At 42.9% G+C, this 19370-nt stretch carries 13 protein-coding genes and 1 riboswitch; of the genes, 6 read left to right on the top strand and 7 right to left on the bottom strand.

Going from position 1 to position 19370, the window contains the following annotated elements; all coding sequences use genetic code 11:
- The first annotated feature begins 3 nt into the window (after positions 1-3).
- Positions 4-1443, top strand: coding sequence for a RagB/SusD family nutrient uptake outer membrane protein (locus FKG96_RS05815; RefSeq protein WP_242627102.1), 1440 nt, complete (start codon positions 4-6; stop codon positions 1441-1443).
- Positions 1444-1454: 11 nt separating this feature from the next.
- Positions 1455-1931, top strand: coding sequence for a DUF4843 domain-containing protein (locus FKG96_RS05810; protein WP_165446890.1), 477 nt, complete (start codon positions 1455-1457; stop codon positions 1929-1931).
- A gap of 40 nt (positions 1932-1971) precedes the next feature.
- Here the strand turns inward: FKG96_RS05810 and FKG96_RS05805 are convergent, their stop codons facing one another.
- The 4 genes from FKG96_RS05805 to FKG96_RS05790 form a co-directional block, all read right to left on the bottom strand.
- Positions 1972-3462 carry a RagB/SusD family nutrient uptake outer membrane protein gene (locus tag FKG96_RS05805; protein WP_130854380.1) on the bottom strand — a complete coding sequence of 497 codons (1491 nt, stop codon included), beginning with the start codon at positions 3460-3462 and terminating at the stop codon, positions 1972-1974.
- 143 nt (positions 3463-3605) lie between these two features.
- The gene (locus tag FKG96_RS05800) at positions 3606-6743 is read right to left on the bottom strand and encodes a TonB-dependent receptor (RefSeq protein WP_013665058.1); all 3138 of its coding nucleotides are present in this window, start codon (positions 6741-6743) and stop codon (positions 3606-3608) included.
- A 97-nt stretch (positions 6744-6840) separates the two neighbouring features.
- A riboswitch (SAM riboswitch) is annotated at positions 6841-6946 on the bottom strand.
- A 109-nt stretch (positions 6947-7055) separates the two neighbouring features.
- Positions 7056-7331 carry a hypothetical protein gene (locus FKG96_RS05795; protein WP_013665057.1) on the bottom strand — a complete coding sequence of 92 codons (276 nt, stop codon included), beginning with the start codon at positions 7329-7331 and terminating at the stop codon, positions 7056-7058.
- A 118-nt stretch (positions 7332-7449) separates the two neighbouring features.
- On the bottom strand, positions 7450-7776 hold the full coding sequence (locus FKG96_RS05790) for a hypothetical protein (protein ID WP_013665056.1): 327 nt from the start codon (positions 7774-7776) through the stop codon (positions 7450-7452).
- Positions 7777-7997: 221 nt separating this feature from the next.
- Between FKG96_RS05790 and FKG96_RS05785 the strand changes: the two genes are divergently transcribed.
- Complete coding sequence (locus tag FKG96_RS05785; protein WP_130854381.1) at positions 7998-10535, top strand: phosphocholine-specific phospholipase C; 2538 nt, start codon at positions 7998-8000, stop codon at positions 10533-10535.
- On the opposite strand, the gene FKG96_RS05780 is transcribed toward FKG96_RS05785, so the two are convergent.
- Positions 10496-11881, bottom strand: coding sequence for an alpha-L-fucosidase (locus tag FKG96_RS05780; protein ID WP_130854382.1), 1386 nt, complete (start codon positions 11879-11881; stop codon positions 10496-10498). The two genes, FKG96_RS05785 and FKG96_RS05780, sit on opposite strands and share 40 nt — an antisense overlap.
- Before the next feature lie 1956 nt (positions 11882-13837).
- Between FKG96_RS05780 and FKG96_RS05775 the strand changes: the two genes are divergently transcribed.
- On the top strand, positions 13838-14905 hold the full coding sequence (locus tag FKG96_RS05775) for a hypothetical protein (RefSeq protein WP_130854383.1): 1068 nt from the start codon (positions 13838-13840) through the stop codon (positions 14903-14905).
- Here FKG96_RS05775 and FKG96_RS05770 read toward each other — a convergent pair whose 3' ends face one another.
- Positions 14906-16018 (bottom strand): polysaccharide pyruvyl transferase family protein, encoded by a 1113-nt coding sequence (locus tag FKG96_RS05770; RefSeq protein ID WP_165446891.1) that lies wholly within the window; start codon positions 16016-16018, stop codon positions 14906-14908.
- 10 nt (positions 16019-16028) lie between these two features.
- Positions 16029-17543, bottom strand: a complete 1515-nt coding sequence (locus FKG96_RS05765) for an oligosaccharide flippase family protein (RefSeq protein WP_130854385.1) — start codon at positions 17541-17543, stop codon at positions 16029-16031.
- Positions 17544-17934: 391 nt separating this feature from the next.
- Between FKG96_RS05765 and FKG96_RS26665 the strand changes: the two genes are divergently transcribed.
- Positions 17935-18087, top strand: a complete 153-nt coding sequence (locus FKG96_RS26665; protein ID WP_165446892.1) for a hypothetical protein — start codon at positions 17935-17937, stop codon at positions 18085-18087.
- Positions 18088-18675: 588 nt separating this feature from the next.
- Entirely contained in the window at positions 18676-19188 is a 513-nt protein-coding gene (locus FKG96_RS05760) for a GNAT family N-acetyltransferase (RefSeq protein ID WP_013665051.1), read from the top strand.
- Positions 19189-19370: the final 182 nt, after the last annotated feature.

The following is a 19370-nucleotide window of genomic DNA, read 5'->3' as shown; positions in this document are numbered from 1 at the left end:
ATCATGAAGAAATTTATAACTATAGTGATGCTAGCAGGACTTGTTCTCGGTACCGTATCCTGCAATAAACTTTTGGAAGTTGATCCTAAACATGCCATTGACTCGAACACAGCCTTAAGTAGTCAGGAAGCGATTGACGCAGCTGTAAACGGTGTTTATTCACGCTTACGTGAAGTTGGCCTTTATGGTCGTGATTTAATTGCTATACCGGAGTTATTGGCCGACAATGCCATAAACACCGGTGCAGGAAACCGCTTGGTAGGACAGGGTATCAACCAAGCTGGGTCGCACATACAGACAGAAACTTGGCAGTATTGTTATTATATAAACAATCAGGCTAACTTAATTTTAGAGGCTCTGGAGGCCTATGATGGTGACGAAGCTTATGAAAACAATATTGCCGGACAGTTACATTTTCTGCGTGCCTTGGTATATCACACCTTGATGAAAGCCTATGCTTATGATCCAACGGCTATCGTGGAACCTTCCGATCGAGGAGGTGTTCCCATCATCAATAAGGGGGTCCTCAATACGGCACAAATAGAATATTCATCGCGCCCTACGGTTGGCGAAGTATATGATTTTATTTACGGTGAACTAGACAAGGCTGTTTTATTGTTAGCTACCAATAACAACAGGATCACGGATCAAACGTTTGCTTCTTTAGCTGCTGCCCATGCTTTGTATTCACGTGTTGCTTTATACCGCGGAGATATGGCCAAAGTAATAAGTGAAGGGGAGCTGGCTATCAGCACCAGCGGTTTGTCTTTAGTCCCAACGGAACAATTTGTTAATACTTGGAGAACGGATAAAAACCCGGAATCTTTTTTTGAAGTAGCTTTTGTGCTGGCAGCGGATCATTCCAATACAACAAACGAATCTTTACGAGCTACTTTCACCACCCGCATGACCGCTACATCGACAACAACTGTAAGCCATGGCAACGTGGTCGTGAGTGATGAACTTTATAGCCAATACAATGCGAATGATGTACGGAGAGAGTTAATTGTGCGTGGATTGGGCGGTAATAGCAGTCGTTGGGAAATCACCAAGTTTGTGAGTAGAAGCGGGATTAATAATATCGACAATGTTCCGGTTATACGTCTTCCTGAAGTAATTCTGAATATGGCTGAAGCTTATGCAACGCCGGGTAGTGCGGTTTATAACGAAGCTGCAGCACGCGAACAACTCAATAAAATCAGGGAGCGTGCCGGTATTGGGTTAGCAAGCTATAGCGGTGAGGCCCTTTTTAACGACATTATTTTGCAACGCCGATTGGAACTGGCTTTTGAGGGACACCGCTTTTTCGATCTTAAACGTTTGGGCAGAGATATTATAAAAGAATCCGGAAATGTCCAACATAGTGATTTTAGAATCTTAGCCAACATCCCGGTAAGAGAGGCGGTACCGAATACGCAAGTAACACAAAACCCAGGTTATTAAAAATGATTAAAATGAAAAAATTGATATATCTATTAAGTCTCGTACTTCCGATGATTTGGACAGGATGTATGAAAGATCATAAAGAGGATTTCCAGTTCCGCGAGGCTGTTGTTGAATTTGAAGATGCCACTACCAATAATAATGTAGCCGGTAAAGATTATCCATTATTAACGGCTTTAAGGAATGGCTCGGGCGAAAAGACTTATCGGGTCAATCTACTTGGAGAACAACTCAGAGATGATCAGGCCTTGGCTTTTCGTGTAGTAAGCGAGGAATCAACGGCTGTAGAGGGTATGCATTACAGTCTTCCGGAAGGAAACATTACCACACTACCAGCAAATAGCAGCTTTGCGCTATTAAAAATTAATGTGCTGGATTTTACTCCAGCAGCCGGTACAGTACAGCTTGTTCTTGAGTTAACCGGAAATGAGCGTGTAAAAGCCAGCGAGCGTTATAAGCGAATTGGTATTCGAATCAACTTACAATAATAAGAAAGGCGGGATTTCCCCGCCTTTCTTATTACTATTATTATAAATTCGGATTCTGCTGGGTCTCTTCCAATGGTATGGCAAAGAGATAGTACCTACTATTGGCAACAAAATCACTGCCATCGGGAAAACGTAAAATACGATGCCCTTGGGCATTGACGGTCTTGCTGGTTCCATCGGGGGTCGTTACATTAACTTTAATGGGGTTCCCTTGCGCATCAACATAGGCTTTTCGCTCTACTTTACCTTGTGTACGTAAGATATCGGACAACGAGAAGCCTTCTCCCCACAGTTCTTTCCGACGTTCAATTAAAATGGCTTGAAGCAAGTCGTCAGCCGAACCGCCCGTGAATAAAACGGCTTGCCTGGCTGCCCGTAGGGTATTCAATGCGGTAATCGCTTGTTCTGTTTGACCGGCTCTTGCATAACCTTCGGCTTCAATCAAGTACATTTCCGCTGCACGCATATACACGATGTCGCCAATCAGGTTCGATTTGAATTTGAATTTCTTATAACGGAGAAAGCCTTCTCTACCGGGTAAACCATCCCACTCAAACAAGCCGTTGCGGATATCTTGTTCGTCAAAAAAGTTCTTGAAGTATGGATCAGCCATAAAGCTGTAGTAATACGAACCGGATGAGGATACATCCAGAAAATGAAATGTGTAACTAGCCGTATTCTGCTCATTGGTTTGCCCATGTCCCCATATCCACTCAACGTTCTGCATATCATTAAACCCATCGCTATAATTTGCTGCCGGCATCAAACTGTAATCTGCACGTGCTGCTGCTGCGGCCTGCGCCGCCTGTAGCCAGTCGCCTGTGTTTAAATAAGTTCGCGCCAACAAGCCATTGACAACGGCACGATCAATGCGATATTTTTCTGTGCTTGGTCTTGTATATTCAGCTAATAAGCTTAGTGCGTCCTGTAAATCACTTTTGATAAGGGTGTAGATTTCCTCCAACGTAGCCTTTGGTTTCCCTTCGGTTTCAACGGTTGTTGGCTCAGTATAAATAGGCACCGTCAATGCCGTTTGATCTTTGAGATAAGAAAACTGGTAATAGGTAGCCAAATTGAGGTAACAGAAAGCCCTCAAGGCCTTGGCTTGCCCTTTTAATTGCGCCTTTTTCACTTCGTCCCCCGCTGCCGCATCTACTTTAGCGATGACGTTATTGCAATTGTCAATCACTTTATAAAGCAGGGTCCAGAACGATTTAACTCGATTCGTAGTGGCATTATACAGTTCGGTAAAGGCGTAAGCATCTCGATAACCGTATTTGGTGGTGACAGCCACATCACTCCCCATCGCATCACCGGTACGCATAAAAGCGGTGTAACCTGGATTGGCATAGGTAAAATAGGTATCATTTAAATAACTCCAGGTACCGTTGATAACGGTTTCGATATTATCGACATTTTTATAAATCTCCGAATCGGCAACCGCATCGGTAGGTGCCGTTTCCAAATCCTTGCTGCAGGCGGTCAGTAGTAAGCTGAGCACGCTAAGGATATATATTGTTTTTCGTATCATATTTTTTTCTTTTGATTTTAAGCTATTAGTTTTGGTACTGAATCAACACAAAACCAAAAACTAACAACAAGTAACCAATAACTAATAACCAGTAACCAATAACTAACAACCAATAACTAACAACGAGCACCTAACCCCCACAACTACAAAGTAAGCTGTAATCCAGCGGATACGGTACGCATTGCCGGGTATCTGAAATAAGTTGCTCCGTTAACGGTTTGTTCCGGATCCATCCCTTTATGGCCATAGAAGGTCAATAAGTTCTCCCCTTGTAAAAACACACGTAAGTTGGCAATACCCAACCGTTCGATTAAGTGTTTGGAAAAGTTATACCCTAAGCTTACATTCTTTAAGCGCGCATAAGTAGCGGAATAAAGAAAGCGTGTTGATGCAGATGTCCAAGTTAAATTATCCGTTGTTAAGCGGGGGACATCGGTTTGTGTGTTTTCGGGCGTCCAACGGTTCAGGATTTCGGTACTCCAAGCGCGTCCCGGACTACTACCATTGTGCATGAGCTGAATATAGTCGTTATCCAATATTTTACCCCCTAAGCTAAAACTTAGCAGCGCGGATAAATCAAAGTTCTTATAGCTAACAGTGTTCGAGAATCCGCCTACTAGATCAGGGAGGGAATTATCTTGAACAAAAAGTCCAGCCTGGCCATACTCGGAAGTCGTTTCGGCTGTTTGGTTGCCATTTGCATCGGCTTTGTACCATAGCGGGCTGCCGGTAGCCGGGTCTACACCGGCCCAGGTTGGCAGATAAAAGTCGTAGATAGAACCTCCCACCGCTAAGAGCTTGTTACCATTAGGGATAGGTTTGCCGCCATTGGGCAATTCGGTAATCTTGTTTTTGTAATGTCCCAAATTAAGATCCAGATTCCACCGAAAATTATCGTTCCGAACCGGTACGGTTTGCAGGGTAAGTTCGAATCCGGTATTTTGAAGTGCACCGATGTTGGCATCATAACCTGGAAAACCGGTAGAAGGTGCCTTTGGCATGGTATACAGCAAATCTTTACTTTTACGGTTAAAATACTCGAAACTGGCGGCTACACGTTGATCTAAGATGGCGATATCGAGGCCTGCATTGAAGTTCAGGTTGCTTTCCCATTTCAAAGTTGGCGTGGGCAGACGCTGCGTAACCGTTCCGCCTTGGCCAAGGTTATTGGAAATGCTATATAATCCTTGGTAAGCATAATAGATGGGATTGCCGTTCGATAATAAATTATCATTTCCCTGAGCTCCGTAACTTGCACGAACTGTTAACTGATTAATTAAGCTGTTATTGCGCAGAAACTCTTCTTCGGCAATTTTCCAGGAAGCGCCTACCGACCAGAAGGTTCCCCAACGGTTATCCGGTGAGAAACGGGAAGATCCATCGGTACGCAAGGACCCCGAAAGGAAGTAGCGGTTTTTGTAATCATACTCTACCCTACCTAAAAAGCTCAACATGCTGTAATCTACCGAAAAGCCATTGAAGGAATTGAGTTGAGACGCCGCATCGGGCTCATAGAAACCGGGCAATACAAAGCGCTCCCGACTGCCATCCATATCGGTATTTTGAAACTTATAGAATTCCTGTCCGGCCAATACATTCAGATGATGCTCGTTAAAGGTTTTTTCGTAGGTTACGATATTATTCCAGGTATAAGAAGTTCTCCGGCGATTGGATTTAGCCACAGATCCTTGGTATTCTGCGCCGTCGCCAAGTACGGGGTTCACATAATCGTGCGTATTACGATTTATATAATCAATACTGTAAGTCGTGCGGAATTTCAATTCAGGTGTGATAACCGCTTCGAGGAATGCTCTACCGGACAGATTTTCGCTACGGATTTCATTTTTATCCAAAGGGAGAGAAGCTGCGAGGTTATTACGCGGAATAGCTGCGCTTGGACGGTATTCGCCGAAGTCATAGATCTTGTTGCCATTTTCGTCCAAACGATAGGAACCGTCTGCATTGCGTTCGTAATATGGGTAGAACGAAGGTACTAAGCGGGTAAAATTAATGATGTTGGCGGTATTGCTATCTTCTGATTGCGGGTACTTTTGTAAGCTACTGCTAACAGCTACGTTTAAACCGGCATTGAGCCATTTCTTGGCCTGTGTGTTGACGTTGATGCGAGCATTATAGCGCTTAAAGCCTGATTCAATGGCTATACCTTGATCATTGAGGTAACCACCGGAGAAGTAGTAGCTCGATTTTTCGTTGCCGCCGCTAAAGCTTAAATCGGCCTGGGTGCGACGACCGGTGCGTTGTAGCACATCTGCCCAATTGTCATTCCATAGCGGTGTAGCGCCTGGAACGATTTTACCATCTAAACCCACCGGCTGCGGATAATTGCTCCCATAAGGGTTAATATTGAGGTCGGTTAAGAGCTGATTGCTGGCATTCTGTGCTGCTTGTTCAGCAGCAAGTCCGTTGGATAAGTTCTTATTACGCAGGGCTTCCCAATATAACTCGAAATACTGGTTGGTGGAAACTTGCTCATAATCCTTTACTGCCCTGTCGGATATTCCTTGGGTAAAATTGAAATTAATCGTGGTTTTTCCGTCCTTTAATCCTTCCTTCGTCGTAATGATGATCACACCATTCGCACCACGTGACCCATAAAGCGCGCTGGCCGCCGCATCTTTGAGGACACTAACGGATTTTATGTCATTGGGATTAATAGCGTTAATATCTCCACTGTAGGGGTTTCCATCTACTACGTAGAGTGGTGCACTTGACGCGTTGATCGATCCGATACCGCGAATGCGTATTTCGGCATCGGTACCCGGTTGTCCGGAAGAAGATACTGATTGTAAACCGGGAACCTGTCCCTGCAGGGCTTTGCTGACGCTCGAAACCTGACGATTGGCGATTTTATCCTGCGAAATTGCCGCTACTGAACCGGTGAAACTGGATCGCTTGGCGGTACCATAGGCTACCACTACAACTTCGTTTAAATCATTACTGGCCGGCTTGAGGGCTACAGAAAGTTGATTGCCGCTCACCGGTAAATCCTGTGGTTCATAGCCCACATAGCTAAAGCGCAAGGTTGTTTTTCCTGCCTGTACTTGGAGGCGGTAAGCTCCGTTGGCATCGGTATGGGTTGATTGAGTTCCTCCTACCACGCTGATATTCACGCCCGGTAGTGGTTCTTGATTAAATGCGTCAGTCACGGTACCTTGTACGGTGGTTGTTTCTTGCCCCCAAACACTGCCTGCAAAAAACAGCAGCATAAACAAGAAACTTAGTGGTGCATAACAATTGTTTAGTAGTTTTTTTTCGTTCATATGTAACGTTTTGTTCTACGCATCGCAATACCTACCTATGCCTTTTCAGGCGGTGGTGCGAATGAACCATATCGTTCCGGAATGGATATGATTGTTCGACTTATCAGCTCTGCATATAGCAGAAAGGAATGAGCACCTTGTAACAGAGTTTACAGGTTGCTAAGACTTCTTCGGGCCTTTCCCTCCGTCTTTCTGGATAAGTATGCATCGTTAGCGTTTTGATGCGGCAAATATATCAGATATTACTTAAAGTATATAGAGTTACTAGATTTTTATTACAAAAAGAAGACCGTTCAGATAAAAATTGCTGTTTTAGTCTTCCCACCCTTCTTTTGCGGGTGGCGGCACATATTTGCCTTCCGCATTTCTATAGGGATTTTGGAAACCATAGCGGCCGCGTCGGCTACGGAACTGAAAGAGGATATTCAAAAGGGCACCGCTCATTAGCGCAATCATGGGGAAAGAGAGCCCTCTACGGACGATACTATAGAGACCGAACATAAAAAGTAAGCCCCAAGCGATGGTAATGGAATCGGCCAAATGATTACGGGCAGTGGGTATCAGTTTAAAACGTAAAGCTTTCATCATAATGCAGGTATTTCGAGTTAAACAACGACTTATTGCTAAGTTACAAATTATCAGTCATTTAAAAGAAAGAACGCATTATTTTTTTGAAATAGCAATTGCGCCTCTAGCATCAATCGTTTTAATACTTTGGAATAAGATGTCGATTTTCATCCCCATTTTTCATCAGTATGGATAGATAACTGGAGGTTGGGGTCTTAATGTTATATTCCAAAGCGCCGGCTTCCGGACAAATTCGTTTAATTGTAATTAAGTCGCCGTCTAGCATTTGTAGGGTCATTGAACCTTGTTTTTTGGTCAGTGTATCAATTCTATCGGGTGTATAATGGATTTCCAATATACCACTTTTACTAACGATGGTAATCTCGACGGGCACCAAAGGAGCAGATTCTTTGGTGCAACTAAAGCAAACAACAGCTACTAAAGCAAGTAGAAATTTAAACTTCATAAGCTCGATTTAAGTATAAAAAAATAAGTTTAGTGTATCTAGCAATCTCTTTTGAATTGCTAGACAAACTTAAGGGGAATCTGCACAGTGTGCATGCACGAAAGGCGTAGCAAAAACATGGGGTATTCATCACGCTTTGTTGTAAAAAAAATGAGATAATAATGTAATGAATAGTATTTGTTGTACTTTAAGCCTGTAGATACGATTATAAATCATACAAAATGGATAACCGTCGGGATTTTCTAAAAAAACTGCTATTATATGCGGGAAGCACCGGTTTGGCAAGTACGATCCCTCCTTCAATTCAACGGGCTTTAGCAATTGCTCCGGCACCGGGAACGACCTTTATGGATGCGGAACATGTGGTGATATTAATGCAAGAAAACCGTTCTTTTGATCATGCTTTAGGTACGCTTGCAGGGGTACGTGGTTTTAATGACCCACGTTTTATCCGCCAAGCCAACCACTGTCCCATCTGGTTCCAGTCGGACGCTAAGGGCAATACCTATGCGCCCTTTCATTTCGATCTTCGGGATAGCAAGGCCACTTGGATGGGGGCTGTACCGCATTCACGCCAATCGCAGGTAGACGCTTACCATGAGGGGCGGCACGACCAATGGATTGAGGCGAAGAAAAAGAAACCCTATGAACACATCCCTTTAACAATGGGATACTATAACCGCCTCGACCTTCCATTCAATTATGCACTCGCAGATGCCTTTACGGTATGTGATCAAAATTTCTGTTCGGGCATGACCAGCACTTGGCCCAATCGTTTATTTTTCTGGACCGGGACCATTCGTGAATCGGCCGATCCGAAAAGTAAAGCTTGGATAAGGAATGAACTGCAACGCGGCGAAGCGAAGTGGAAAACTTTTCCGGAACGACTGGAAGAAGCCGGGGTATCTTGGCGCGCCTACCAAAACGACGTGAGCTTTGGCGGTGGGTTTGAAGGGGAGGAACGCTCGTGGCTGAGTAGTTTTTCCTGTAATCCCCTGGAGTTTTTTGAGCAGTATCATATTCACTTCGCGTCGCGCTATACAAAGAGTTTAAAAAAACAAGTGGACGAGCTGCCTAAGGAGATACAGGCGCTACAAGAAAAGCTGCAATCCTTAAAGCCGCACGATCAAACTTATCAAAAAACAAAGGAAGCGCTGAAAAAAAAGGAAGCAGTATGGCAAGAGGCCAAACAGGCGATAGAGCGGTGGAGCCAACGGCATTTTGAACAATTGTCATCTCGAGAGAAAAATCTATTCAAGAAGGCTTTTACCACCAATGCAGCAGATCCTCATTACCATGATCTTGAGCGCTTGTCTTATCGGGATAACCAAGGTGTTGAACGTGAATTATCGGTACCTAGAGGTGATGTGCTTTATCAATTCAGAAGGGATGTAGAAAGTGGTCAGCTACCCGCGGTTTCCTGGATGATACCGGCTGAAAAATATTCTGATCATCCGACCTCGCCTTGGTACGGCTCCTGGTATGTATCGGAAATTATGGATATTCTCACCAAAAATCCGGAGGTATGGCAAAAAACGATCCTTATCCTTACCTATGACGAAAATGATGGTTATTTTGATCACATTCCTCCCTTTGTGCCGCCGAACCCTTATAAGAGTAACAGTGGCAAATGCTCGGAGGGCATTGACACAAAAATAGAATACATTACCCTGGAGGAAGAGCTGGCAGATGGTAAATCCACAAAGGAAGCACGCGGAGCGGCTATCGGCCTTGGCTTTCGAGTGCCTCTAATTGTGGCATCGCCTTGGACGCGAGGCGGTAAGGTTTGCTCGCAAGTGTTTGATCATACGTCTACCCTGCAATTTCTGGAAAAATGGGTTTATCATAAGTTTAAGAAAGAATTGCACGAAGAAAATATCAGTAGCTGGCGGAGAACCGTATGTGGTGATTTGACTTCAGTATTTACTGTAGCAAAAGCGTTGCCCGCGAATGACAAGCTTCCCTTTATCCAGCGTAATCCGTATGTTGAAGGGATTCATCAAGCGCAGTATAAAGAAATTCCGTCAGGTTTTGAGGCCCTGAAACCGGATGAACTGCAAAAAGGGATGGATAAACCGCATCAACTGGTCCGAATGCCACGCCAAGAGCCTGGCATCAAGGCAGCGTGTGCGCTGCCTTATGAGCTTTATGCCGAAGGTGAAAGGGTTCAGGATTCTTTTCAATTGAATTTAAGAGTCGGTGATGAGCTTTTCGGAAAAAAAAGTGCAGGTGCACCGTTTACCGTCTACACTCCTCATGCCATTCGCTCTTACGCGGTGAAAGCCGGTGATCAGCTTAGCGATCGATTTGAAATGGAGCAAGAAGCTTTTGACTTACAGGTACACGGACCGAATGGGTTTTATAGAGGTTTCCAAAATCAAGGAAAAATGCCTGCCTGTACCATCAGATTAACGAACGAGCAAGTCGGCGAAGGATTTACCGGCAATGCAATTCTCTTATTCGAAAACAAGGGAAACCAGTCGTTGCGCGTAGCGATCCGGGATATGGCTTATGGAAAGGCCCCCGTTCACCTGGAGGTAAGGGCCAATCAGCAGCTGTCGCAACTCATCAACTTAAGCGACAGCCATCAATGGTACGATATGGAGATTTCCATTGAGGGCTATCCGGGTTTTCGCTGGGCTTACGCCGGTAAAGTTGAAACAGGCAAAGCGGGTTATACGGATCCCCAAATAGGGAATCCGCAGGTCGAGAAAACGCTTTATTCCAATACGCCTTCTAATTTGTATACCCAAGCATAATTACAGGGCGCTGTATTGGGATTAAAGGGAGGTGCTTCGATGGTGAGCTGCTGCTTTTGAAAATCGGATGATATCGCACCTGAATGTCCTAATAAACTGACTCGTACCGGCTTCCGTGGCAAAGGAATATGAAAGGTCCCATTTTGCCATTCGGTACAGATGAGGTAAAGATCTTTCCCTTTGGCGGTAAAATAGCGGTGTGTATCCTTGCTATTATTCGGTCTTGACACCCAAGCCCGAGTGCCGTAAATTGCTTCACCATTAACCGCTAACCATTTGCCCATGTCCAACAAACGTTCTTGCATGATAACTGGGATCCTACCATCGGCCGTTGGGCCGACGTTGAGCAATAAATTTCCGCCGTTGCTCACCTTATCAATCAAGAGATCAATAAGCTGCTTTGACGTAAAATAGTCTTCGGTTGTTTCAAATCGATTGTAACCATAGGAAGTACCGATACCGCGGCTCTCCTCCCAGGGATGGGAGGCTTGATCGCCTATACCTTTTTGATCGTGTACCAAATCATACTCTGTCGTGTAATAACCACCGTGCTTGCTCCGTGTTTCTTTGCCCCATCGGTCGTTTACTACCACCTGTTGCCTGACGGGCGACTCATTATAAAGCCAAGATAAAAAAGTCGTGCTCTTAAGTGTTTCACTCGGGTAGTCCCACTCACCATCAGCAAAAATCACTTCGGGTTGGTAGGCATTCACGAGTTCTTGCATTTGGGGGATCATGTAACGATCCACCCATTGTTCGATACTTTCCTTTTTATAAAGTGGATGGCTCCACTCGAGCAGCGAATAGTAAAAGCCCATCCGTAAACCGGAGGTCCTTACAGCCTTCGTTAAATCACCGGCCAAGTCGCGATGGGCACCGATATCGACGCTATTCCAATTAGGACTATACTTACTGGGCCATAAGCAAAAACCATCGTGGTGTTTCGATGTCAATACGACATATTTGGCTCCTGCTTTTTTAAACAGTTCAGCCCATTGTTCGGGTTTAAAATGTTCTGCTTTGAATAGCGGAGCAAAATCCTGATAGGTAAGATTGGGTCCATACGTCTTGTTATGGAAATCGAGAAACAGTTTGTTCTTAGTTTTCAATCGATTTTCATAATGTTCGGCATATTTTTCATACACCCCTTCCACTTCTTTTATAGGCGCATAAGCCGGAACGGAATAAGGACCCCAATGAATGAAAATCCCAAATTTGGCATCTTGCCACCACTGTGGAATTTCTCGTTGATCAATGGATTGCCAATTGGCTTGATAGTTTTGGGCTCGTAGGGATTGACTGATCAGAAACATACATAAAAGCAGGTATTTAACGATTTTTTTCATGGATTAGCTTATTGGTTTTTATACTTATTCAACTAAATTACAAATTTTGGGCGTTCTTTGTCTATTTGTTAAGTAGTTAAATAGTTGAGTAGGAAAATAGTTAAGTAGTTTAGTTATTGGTTACTAGTTATTTGTTATTGGTTGGGCCTGCCGGTGGGAAGGAACTATGAATTATCGTTAGTTTGTACTCTAAAGAATAAAGAGAAGAAATGGGAATAAATCGTGCGATATGAATGGCTTAATGCTTAGAGCCTATAGCCTATGGCCTTATTATACCTTACACCTTATACCCTAAGCCTATTGCCTATACGTTAAGTAGTAGAGTAGGAAAATAGTTAAGTAGTTTAGTTATTGGTTACTAGTTATTTGTTACTGGTTGTGCCTGCTGGTAGGCAAGGGTTGCCGGTTACCGGATGTGCGTGATGAAATCACACGGGGCTCTAGCGCGCAGGGAAACAACGGCCTCATGAAATTGAGCGTCAAAAAGATTTAGGGTAGCTCTGGGTAAAAATCATGTGAAGAAGCGAAGGGTGGCCTAGCGTGCGGGAGCGGCTCCGCAGGATTGAGCTTCGGGCCTAAATCTTTAGCGAAAGTACATGCAGCCTTGACTGTTTGGTTCTTTATGGTCAAGCATAAAGAACATGAAATATGGCTTAGCGCCTATAGCTTATGGCCTTATTATACCTTACACCGTATACCTTATACCCTAAAGCCTATTGCCTATACGTTAAGTAGTAGAGCAATAGAGTAGGAAAATAGTTAAATAGTTTAGTTATTGGATACTAGTTATTTGTTATTGGTTGTGCCTGCTGGTAGGCAAGGGTTGCCGGTTACCGGATGTGCGTGATGAAATCACACAGGGTTCTAGGGCATAGGAAACAACGGCCTCATGAAATTGAGCGTCAAAAAGATTTAGGATAGCTCTGGGTAAAAAATCATGTGAAGAAGCGAAGGGTGGCCTAGCGTGCGGGAGCGGCTCCGCAGGATTGAGCTTTGGGCCTAAATCTTTAGCGAAAGTACATGCAGCCTTGACTGTTGGTTCTTTATGGTCAAGCATAAAGAACATGAAATATTTGCTTCAAGGTAAATAGGATTAGTTGAGTAGTAGAGTAGGAAAATAGTTAAGTAGTTTAGTTATTGGTTACTAGTTATTTGTTATTGGTTGTGCCTGCTGGTAGGCAAGGGTTGCCGGTTACCGGATGTGCGTGATGAAATCACACAGGGTTCTAGGGCATAGGAAACAACGGCCTCATGAAATTGAGCGTCAAAAAGATTTAGGATAGCTCTGGGTAAAAAATCATGTGAAGAAGCGAAGGGTGGCCTAGCGTGCGGGAGCGGCTCCGCAGGATTGAGCTTCGGGCCTAAATCTTTAGCGAAAGTACATGCAGCCTTGACTGTTTGGTTCTTTATGGTCAAGCATAAAGAACATGAAATATTTGCTTCAAGGTAAATAGGATTAGTTGAGTAGTAGAGTAGGAAAATAGTTAAGTAGTTTAGTTATTGGTTACTAGTTATTTGTTATTGGTTGTGCCTGCTGGTAGGCAAGGGTTGCCGGTTACCGGATGTGCGTGATGAAATCACACGGGGCTCTAGCGCGCAGGGAACACGGCCTCATGAAATTGAGCGTCAAAAAGATTTAGGATAGCCGCGGGTAAAAAATCATGTGAAGAAGCGAAGGGTGGCCTAGCGTGCGGGAGCGGCTCCGCAGGATTGAGCTTCGGGCCTAAATCTTTAGCGAAAGTACATGCAGCCTTGACTGTTTGGTTCTTTATGGTCAAGCATAAAGAACATGAAATATGGCTTAGCGTCTATAGCTTATGGCCTTATTATACCTTACACCTTATACCCTAAAGCCTATCGCTTATCGCCTATACCCTATAGCCAATATTTAACGAATAAAAGCTATCTTTGAGAAGCCTGACGGCCTAAGGGCTTTGTAGATAAATTGCTAGGAAGATGAGTTTAAAAGTAGAAGGACCGGTCCCTACAGGAGATGTTAAAATATCACGGAAAAAACCTATTTTTCCAGTGAAACCTGCCTTACGTAAATATCTAAGAGAGTATCAACGAGAGTCAAAACTACCGCTTAGCTACAGCGAATTACGTAATTTTACAGATAGTGTACCCGTTTACGATAAAGAAGGAAAGGACACCCTTTGGGAAACACCCCTCTATCCGCCCCACGAGGTAGCGCATATCCACGAAGGGCTGAAGCAGATTTATGCCCTTCTAAAAGCTTCCGGAAATAATCGCATAGTGGAGCATAAATTTATTGATCGTATAGATTACTGTACATTCGGCAATACACATCCATTTCGTATCCGTATTGTGAATCGTTTAAATGATGTATATGATTATTTTTATATTAAACAAGCAGACGCGTCCCGCATTTATGGACTAGAACTGGAAGAGATCATGTCGCCTAATCGCGTGAACTTTACTGTGGACGGTGATACTTTAGTGGAGGAGCATATTGTAGGCTTGCCCGGAGACGTGTTCGCGAAGCGTTTACTGGAGAATCCGGATTACAATCCCATTCGGATTGCAAAAGAGTTCGTAAAATTTAATGAACGTTGCCTTATTATGCTTTTGGGAGATATGCGTTCCTACAACTATGTAATGCAGATAACGCCCGACTTTGATGATTTTCAATTCAGGATCCGCGCTATCGATTTCGACCAGGAGTTTTACGAGGGCAATATGAAAGTATATATGCCCCAGTTCTTCAAAGAGAATTTACCTTATGTAAAACTATCCATGGAACACCTCACCGAAAAAACAGTGTTGCAATACCAACAGGAAGAACGCTCTTCCATTGTACATCGGGTACGCATTGAGCGCCATCGTTTGGCGGCACTTCGAGATGTATCACAAAACGAACAGCTCTCTCCGCCGGAAAATATCGCCATGCTGAAAAATCAACTGGCAGCCCATTACAAAAATCAGGATTACCACTTATGTAAAAGTATGACTGACATTATTGAGCTGAATATCAAAAATGTGATTAGACAGGTAAAACTGTGATTATCGAAAGACTCGTTCCAAGAGCTCTTCAGTAATCTTTCTATTTTCTTTGCACGCCCGAATAAAAGGCTTCAAGATAGAGTTTTCATCATCGACGCCTTTTTGAATAATAGCAGTATTTTCCTCAGGTGTTGCATTGATGTCTAAGATTGCATCGCTCATTTTATTATCTTCCCAAATGTGATAAATCTTCTTATTACCGATAGGATCGATTAAAGGAAAAGAAGCCGTATGGCACTGTAGTGCAAATAACAGTACGTGGAGACGATTACTAATGACGAATTTGGCTTTACTATAAATTTGTGCTGCCTCGTCTAATAGGAGCTTTTTATCGATGAGCTGTACCTCAAAATCATTTTCTAATGCTCTTTTTAGAATAAAAGAAGCCTCACGGTCGTATTTAACTTGATATGAAATCACAATCCGAAATTTTCGGAAAACCAGCGCTGTCAGAATCATCTTCAGCCGATCGACATACGGTTTAAAGTAAGCTTCATCATACTCCTTACCATAAACGTTCGACCGAAAACTTAAAACGATGTAAGAATCATCTTGGATGGGGGGAATAGCGATAGAGGGCTCGTAGTTCCAAGCCAGGTCTGGAAATAATTGTGGATTTTTAAACTTACCTCGTATGGCTGTATCCAAAGACCCTTTATCTCTTAGCCCATAGAAATAGCACAGTCTTGAACGGGCGGCCTCCGCATCTAAATTGGCCTGATCAAACGGGCCTATGGAAAATCCTAAACGGACGATTCGCACGCCAAATGTTTTGAAGAGTGTGAGTCGTTTATTTCTTTGGATGACTATTTTAGCCATATCCTTACCCTGACGAGCAGTATGGCCAGGTGGAAAAACCACATATATCCTATCCTTTCGAAAAAGTGATTTAATCAGGCGTCCCAATATATGGCGATTTAAAGACATTTGATTCACTTCGGAGAGCTGCCTATCATTTGTAAGCTTGACCTCGTCTATAAACCAACGATCCGTTTGATTATCGACGATGATAAGTTCACCGTATTTCTGTATCGCTTGTACGGCTACTTTGTTAATCAATAGATCTCCGGTATTTTCAATCTGAGAAGCGGGAATAAAATAGATGCTGTTCATTGGAAAATTTTTATTTCTTCTTAATAAATTTATTGACAACCAACCGCCTTTCCTCTTTACTAAGGAAAGCATAAGAGAGCATGCTAAAAAAGCCAAACAGGATCGCTGCATGTAGCAAGATTCCTGGCCAACTATGAATATGAAGGATTTTAGGATAAAAATAGCCGATCGCAACAGCTATACTTAATAAGATTACAGCTGACCTAGAAGACCTGAAGAAAGTCCATTTGCTGATGCCCATATGCCGGGCTATGTAGATCGGCATAAAAACGAAATTTTTGACCGTTAATACAAACCCACTTGCCACAGCTACGCCATAAAGTCCCAAAGTGGTGTATTTTACGAGGGTAATAGCCAACAAAAGGTTTAACATACCCATTAAAACTGTAAAAATCCCCGGAACTTTTACTTTATTATAAGCCCTGTTTAAGGAGAAAAGAGGTTGTATCCCTAGGTTGATGGGTAATGGTAACAGTACTAATAGGAATAACCATTTCATTCTCGCAAACTCTTCACCAACCCAAACAGTTAATAAATCACCAGATAAAATACAGAGAGGCGCTACTATACAAGTGACAAAAAGTGTTAGCGCTTTATTTGATAACAGCGTAAGCTTTGTCATTTGTAGAATCTCTCCTCGCGCGTATAGGGTAAGTATCAATGGACCCAAAACACCAGAAAGCGAGATGGATAATGTTCTGATCAGATTACTCCATTGCAAAATAACGCTATATTGACCAGCGGCTTCGTTGCCAAGTATCTTGTTAACTACCAGCAAATCAATTTGTAAAAAAAGAATACTTCCCAATTGAATGATCACTAGCCATCCACCCATAGATAATAGGGCTGACAAACGGGCCGTCTTAAAATCTTTTATTCGAAACTTAATATTAGGAGAGTAGCGTCGGAAAAGATAAAAACTATATCTGCTTGCTGCAATGCTTCCCAATACCACCGCAATACCATAACCAAACAATGAAACATCGATAAAAAGGAAAACGCTTACAATGATCACTACCCGTATAAGGGTATTGATTACCGTTACTTGGTTAACGAGGTCAAGCCGGTTAGCCACATAGGCAGACACATTAAAGGCGGAAGTAACACAGGTTAAAATAAAAGAACAACTAACGCACAAAAACAGTCTCACTGTATCTTTGGCGTATGCAGCTGGCACCGAAACGAGCTTGTCTATATGTGTTGAGACGATGATAAAGAAGGGAATTAAAAGAAGCAATAAACCACTTATCGCTATGAAGGCTGTATTAAAGACTTGCGAACTTCCCTCGTCTCCCTCCTGTTCTTTACTCAACGCCATGAACCGGGAAAGAGCCCCATTGATTCCTACCGTAATAACGGAAGCGTAGCCAATAATGGTTGTTGCCAGTGGAATCATACCATAGGCACCCACTCCTAACTTTTTAATAAGATAGGGCGGAAGCCAAAAACCTATTATTCCATTTAAAATAAATAACGCACCATTTGATAAAAGATTTTTTTTGAGAGCTGTAGTATTATTCATCATAGGTTCACAGGAATATGGCTTTTAGATCGTCTTTGAATGCAACCTCATCTGTAATCAATATGACCACCATCAAACAAGCTTATCAAAGGCTCTCTAACCATCTAATATACAAGGTTTAACAAGATACCGTTGGCACCAAATGCTTATTGTAACATAAACGTTAAATCCTGTGCAACAATGTGCAATAGGGGCAGGTTGAGCATAGTAGGAAGAAACATATAAGTTGGGGGCGAAAGTGAAAAGGGAACGGAATGTTAGCCCATAAATAGAACAACTATTTTGAACGGTCTAACCAATTATTCTTTTGAAATAGAATAAAGGTGTATTTGGCATGATATTAGCTATTGTATGTTCACAATTTTTAATGTTTAACTGATAAGTCACATATACTATGAAAACATCGATGAAAAATACGGCTAAAGTTCAAAAGTTATCTGATTTAGCAAAGAAAATTGACAGACAATTAATGGATTTATTGGTGAAAGAATTGGAAAATTTCCGCAGTAATAGCGGTTCAGGTTCAGCAAATGTAAGAATAGCATAAAAAAACCATCTACCTATCACAAATACATTCATCTACCTATGTAAAAACTTCCCCGAGAGCGATTACCTCGGGGATTTTTATTTAGGGCTTTAGGTAATAAGCAATAAGCTTTAAGGTATAAGGCTTAAGCGAGCGTACTGCTACTAATAAGGCCGTAAGCTATAGGCGCTAAGCCATATTTCATGTTCTTTATGCTTGACCATAAAGAACCAAACAGTCAAGGCTGCATGTACTTTCGCTAAAGATTTAGGCCCAAAGCTCAATCCTGCGGAGCCGCTCCCGCACGCTAGGCCACCCTTCGCTTCTTCACATGATTTTTACCCAGAGCTATCCTAAATCTTTTTGACGCTCAATTTCATGAGGCCGTTGTTCCCTGCGCGCTAGAGTCCCGTGTGATTTCATCACGCACATCCGGTAACCGGCAACCCTTGCCTACCAGCAGGCACAACCAATAACAAATAACTAGTAACCAATAACTAAACTACTTAACTATTTTCCTACTCAACTATTCTACTACCCAACAATTCAACTAAAAACTCCCAAAATTGGCTAATTTTATCTTCTTTTGCCATAAATTCACTTTAGGCAATGAATATCCAAAAAGACATACTAGTCTACCGCGACGCACAACTCGTTGATCTTCCAACCATTGTATCTATATACAACAGTACAGTGGCCAGCAGGATGGTCACGGCAGATACGGAAGCTGTGACCGTAGAGAGCCGACTACCTTGGTTTAATCAACACAATCCGCTCACGCGCCCGCTTTGGATGGTAGAGACGACGGGCGGCGAAACGATTGGTTGGCTTAGCTTTCAATCCTTCTATGGCCGCCCGGCTTATGATGGCACCGTCGAAATCAGTATTTATATAGATGAAAGCCAACGAAAAAAAGGATATGGAAAAATGATCCTTCGGGAGGCTATCAAAAGAGCGCCCGACTTGCAGGTGAGTACCATTTTAGCCTTTATCTTCGCCCACAATATTCCCAGCATCCGGCTTTTCGAGAAAGAAGATTTCCGGGAATGGGGTAATTTTCCGGACATCGCTGTATTGGATGGCATACAACGGAGTCTCGTCATTTTAGGACGGAAAGTTTGAGAATTCGTCCGTGAGTCGTAAGTTTTAAGTATTACGTTCTAAGTTGTAGGCGGAGGCTCGGAAACAGGCCTATTTGAAGTCTCTTTTACGGAATGCCTGAACTTTAGAGAGAAAACAGGAAGCTTAAAGCTTATAGCTTAGGACTTACAACTAAAAGGTTAATGTTTGTTAAAATTTTTGCA

The sequence above is a fragment of the Olivibacter sp. LS-1 genome (genome assembly GCF_008245145.1).
Classification (GTDB): Bacteria; Bacteroidota; Bacteroidia; order Sphingobacteriales; family Sphingobacteriaceae; genus Olivibacter; species Olivibacter oleidegradans.
The sequence above is the reverse complement of the archived record's forward strand: the minus strand, read 5'-3'. Positions and strand labels throughout refer to the sequence as shown.